Annotated in this window: 3 protein-coding genes; 1 reads left to right on the forward strand and 2 read right to left on the reverse strand. The window is 42.4% G+C overall.

What is annotated here, in order from left to right; translation table 11 throughout:
• Positions 1-367: 367 nt before the first annotated feature.
• Positions 368-1,186: a PEP-CTERM sorting domain-containing protein gene (locus tag LC574_RS30600; RefSeq protein ID WP_229457353.1), complete on the forward strand. Its 819-nt coding sequence runs from the start codon at positions 368-370 to the stop codon at positions 1,184-1,186.
• Between the two features lie 422 nt (positions 1,187-1,608).
• Here LC574_RS30600 and LC574_RS30605 read toward each other — a convergent pair whose 3' ends face one another.
• Together LC574_RS30605 and LC574_RS30610 are read right to left on the reverse strand one after the other, a co-directional pair.
• Entirely contained in the window at positions 1,609-2,241 is a 633-nt protein-coding gene (locus tag LC574_RS30605; RefSeq protein WP_229457354.1) for a Uma2 family endonuclease, read from the reverse strand.
• 17 nt (positions 2,242-2,258) lie between these two features.
• Positions 2,259-3,777 (reverse strand): Smr/MutS family protein (locus LC574_RS30610; RefSeq protein ID WP_229457355.1); only part of this gene is annotated, 1,519 nt, incomplete at its 5' end.

Here is a 3,777-nt window from a genome sequence, read left to right on the forward strand (position 1 = left end):
TATTACTCAATCAAGGTTTGAAGCTTTATTTTCTAATAGAAATTCAAAAATGTTGCTAAAACCTGAAAATCGAAGTCTCATAAGCCTTGCAGCGATTGCTTTCTCCAAGACTGATGGAAGAGGGATAAGTAGGTAGGCACAATTAAACCGAACTGTGTAAATTTATGTAAAGCGCCAGAAACGCTTTGAAGATCAGCTTTTAAGCGATTTACATTTCTTAATATAGTTGTATTTTTTAGCACCCACTTACTTAAAAAACAAGTATTTGTCAAAAAGCAATTAATCAAATTAAACCACCACAGGTAGAAAACTTTCTAATCTTGTCTTGCTCTGAATCAACCTGATAGTACATCCAAAAAGTAAGTAGATGAATAAGCTCAATATTTTTCCTTTTTTCTCTCAAAAAATAGCAAAGACGAGTATCGCTCTGATAGCGGGAATCTCATCGAGTATTCTGTTTGCTAGTCCTATCCATGCAGCCACCCTTGGTCAAAATCTTATTGTTAATGGGGATGCAGAACAAGGGCAAGGAGATGCGATTGGTAATGCTGTTGGGACTGATATACCGTTTATCCCTGGCTGGATTTCAACTGATAGTTTTAGTGTGCTGCAATATGGAGCAACAGGTTTTGAATTTACTAACCCTTTGGGTAATATAGTCGCCGTTAGTGGACTTCCTGATGCTAATAGTTCAGGGCCAAGTGTACGTGGAAAAAATCTATTTTATGGTGGTGCTAATAGAGGCTCATCAAGTGCTTCTCAATTAATTGATATAGCTGACCTTGGTTCCATAATTGATGCTGGTCAAGGAGCATACGATTTGAGCGCCTGGTTAGGTGGCTATGACACTGATTTAGATAATGTGAAATTTAGTCTTAATTTCCTCAATCAAGATGGTCAATCTATAAATACAGCATTCATTACTTCTCCCACTCCAGACGAAAGAAATAACACAACAGGTTTATTATTCAAGTCTGTAAAGGGCTTTGTTCCCGTTGGTGCAAGACAGATTAATGTTGCTCTAGATATGAACTATGTTCGCGGGCGCGTGAATGATGGCTATGCCGATAACCTTTCGCTAGTAATCACCAAAGTTCCAGAACCAACAATCTCAGGTTTATTGCTAGTTAGTTCATCTTGTCTGATGGTATGGAAATTACGTAGAAACCGTCAACTTATACCGTAGATTAAATTATTTTCATCCTAATTTTTGGAGATTAAATTATACATGGGTGACATAGAATAAGAAAAGACATTGAGGTTGTGTTGAAGAAGCAGCTAACAATACTTTTATGAAGGAGGCTTTGAAATTTTCCCCCTTCCCGCTTCGGGAAGGGGGTTAGGGGGTTAGGTCTATTTCATTCTCATCTAGCCCGCCTCAGAATAAATTCTGAGGCTAATAGCAAAAGTCGTCTAAAGACGACTAAGAAAGGCTTTTAGTCCACTGAAGTGGACTTAAGCTAAAAGCCTGTGAACTTTAGTTCTGGGCGGTTTATGTTTAGAACGAAATAGCCCTGGTTAGGGGGTTAGGTCTATTTGCCTACCTGTACCTCACCGGATTGAAAATGGCTATAATTCTAACAATTTAAACTAAATCTGGCTACTAATTTACTGCCTTATCCACGCACGAAATGCTTTCATTGTCGTATTTCTGCCATTGGTTTGACTCAGGATTAAATATTCGGGAATTACTTGCTGAATTGGAAAATTGGGGAAAATAGAACTGGTATTTGATTCTAGATATTTACCATTGAATAGCACGTTTATTTCCAGTTTTCTTCCATTCCATCGCCACAGTTCCGGTACTCTCAAATCTTGATAATTATTGAAACGAGTGCGGGAGGTAATATCAATTTCAATAGCCAAATCTGGAGGCGGGTCAATTTCTAAATTTATTCTATCTTTGCCCCTAATTCTAGCTTCATTTTGCATATAGAAACAATCATCGGGTTCTACCCCAGCATCCATACTTTCCTTATCAAAAGTTGTAGAACCTAAACTCCAAAATTCCAGATCGAGTTCTTCTAATAAAACTTTTAGCAAGTCGCCAATAATAACTTTAGCTACTTCATGCTCTGGTAATGGAGCCATTATTTCCAGCATCCTTTGACTGTAACTTATGCGAGAACTGCGATTGTCTCCCAATTCTGCTAAAATGCGTTTGTATGCCGACCAGGAGATATCTTTAATCAACAACTGATGACCGGCTCTAACAATTAGTTGATTGAGTTCAAGTAACATCGCAAATTTCCTGCTCTTTATTTGATGTGAGCAACGGTAACACCGGTGCCGCCATCTGCTTGTTCTGCTGGTTCGTAGTTATTGACTCTGGGATGCTGTTGCAGAAAGGCGTGAACTCCTTGTCGCAGCTTACCAGTGCCGTACCCGTGAATAATCCAGATTGGGCCTGTAGCTTCCGAGATGGCTTTATCTAAAATGTATTCGGCATCAGCCACCCGTTTACCACGTAAATCGATGGTGTTTTGCGAAGTCCGAATTTCTGGGACACTTTGCGGTGGTGGGGTTACTGCTGTTGGGGCTGGTTTGGGTTTGACGACTGGTTCGGCTTTTTGACCATCTAGAGATTCTACGTCTTGCAACTTCACAGTCATCTTCATTAGCCCAAACCGAACGCTTAACTCCCCATCTTCATCGGGGGCGGCGATCACATCTGCTATCTGTCCCAATTTTGGAATGCGGACGCGATCGCCTACTTTGGGCATAAACCCAGCTTTTGGTTTTGCTGGTGTTGCTGGCTGATATTGTTGGCCGATTTGATTCAAAGCATTGGTTGCTTGTTGTGCCTCTTGGGCTGTGGGCGTACCTTTCTGCAAACGGCGAATCACTTGGGCAATTTCACTTTTTGCTTGAGCGATCGCTTGTTGGACTGCTATTTCCTGTGAAGCCCGCAAACTGCTTTCCCTTTCCTCCAAACTTGCGGCTTTTGCGGATACTTGTTTGTATAAACGTTCCGCTTGCTGCAACAAACTTTGGGCTTCGGCTGCTTTGGTTTCCTGACGGCGGCGTTGCGCTTCTAACCCAGCAATTACCTGGTTAACTTCATCTGTGGCCTCTCCCACTTGAGTTTTCGCCTGTTCTACTACTTCTGGTTTTAATCCCAAGCGCAGGGCAATAGTTAAGGCGTTAGAACGTCCGGGGATGCCCCACAGCAGACGGTAAGTGGGTGAGAGAGTACTTTCATCAAATTCTACAGAGGCATTTTCAAACCGCTCATCTTCGTATTTCAGGGCTTTTAATTCCCCGAAGTGAGTGGTGGCGATCGTTAGTTGGGCATGGTTGGCTAGATATTGCAACAAGGCGATCGCTAAGGCACTACCCTCAACTGGATCGGTTCCTGCGCCGACTTCATCAAGTAACACTAGGGAGTGGGGAGTGGGGAGTGGGGAGTGGGGGATAGAAGAAGAGGAGGGGAGTGGGGGAGTGGGGATTTCTAAATTTTGTTCTTCCCCATTCCCTATTCCCCACTCCCTACTCCCTCTCCCCAATGCTTCTAAAATGCGACTAATTCGGCGGATGTGTCCAGAGAATGTGGATAAACTTTGCTGTAAAGATTGTTCATCGCCAATATCTGCCAACACCTGATCAAACCAAGGTATTTCTACTGGTTCGCGGGCGGGGACAAATAAACCCACTTTGGCCATCAATGCTGCTAACCCCAAGGTTTTTAAGGTTACAGTTTTACCGCCAGTATTTGGCCCGGTAATTGTAACTACCCGAATTTGCGGACTGATCAGCAAATCTACAGGAACTACTAAT

Source organism: Nostoc sp. CHAB 5715 (genome assembly GCF_020829685.1).
Lineage (GTDB): Bacteria > Cyanobacteriota > Cyanobacteriia > Cyanobacteriales > Nostocaceae > Nostoc.

Bases quoted from the DNA above. Each gene is read 5' to 3' on its own strand.
- LC574_RS30605 (WP_229457354.1), bottom strand. From the start codon at position 2,241: ATGTTACTTGAACTCAATCAACTAATTGTTAGAGCCGGTCATCAGTTG.
- LC574_RS30600 (WP_229457353.1), top strand. From the start codon at position 368: ATGAATAAGCTCAATATTTTTCCTTTTTTCTCTCAAAAAATAGCAAAG.